At 66.9% G+C, this 625-nt stretch carries 1 protein-coding gene; it reads left to right on the plus strand.

What is annotated here, in order from left to right:
- The first annotated feature begins 107 nt into the window (after nucleotides 1-107).
- Nucleotides 108-593, plus strand: coding sequence for a helix-turn-helix domain-containing protein (locus tag D2K64_RS24000; protein ID WP_157986129.1), 486 nt, complete (start codon nucleotides 108-110; stop codon nucleotides 591-593).
- The last annotated feature ends 32 nt before the right edge of the window (nucleotides 594-625 follow it).

Raw genomic sequence — 625 nt, forward strand, 5'->3', positions numbered from 1 at the left:
AATGCCCCTGCATCCTGCCTCACTGAGTCCCGCCTCGCAAGCGCCAACTTGCGGGGATGCCTGAGGCTTGCCCGGCGTCTGACGGTCCAACCCCCAAGGACCGATTCATGTCATTTGACCGCAATGCTTTCGCGCGGGCTGTTTGGCTCGCCTACACCACCCGCCGGCTGACCGTCAGGGGGCAGCGGCTGACTGCCACGGGCTATCTGTTGTCTCGTGCCATGCTCCGCCGCGCCCGCAAGGGCACGGGCCAGCTCTGGCCCTCCCGCTGCACCCTGGCGATGGATCTGGGGATTTCCGACCGCACCGTGCAGCGCCAGCACGAGATTCTGCGCGGCCTTGGCCTGCTCACTTGGCAGACGCGCCGGAACCGTCGGTGCCGGCGGGACACCAACCTCTACGCATTGGTCTCTCCCGAGCTAAAAAGAACAAGAGAATCAATCTGTGATTCTTCCGGCGACATCCTGTCCGATGGAGGCCGCCGGGCGCTGGAGCGGCTGGCAGCATGGGGCGGCGGGACGCCCGGCGATCTGCTGGGCTGGTTGAGCCCGGGCGGGGCAGGGGAGAGCAGCTTGGCCCCTGACGCACGATGAGGCGGTCAGAATCCTCTGCCGGAGGGAGCGCT

It is taken from the genome of Teichococcus vastitatis, assembly GCF_003604215.1.
Classification (GTDB): Bacteria; Pseudomonadota; Alphaproteobacteria; order Acetobacterales; family Acetobacteraceae; genus Pseudoroseomonas; species Pseudoroseomonas vastitatis.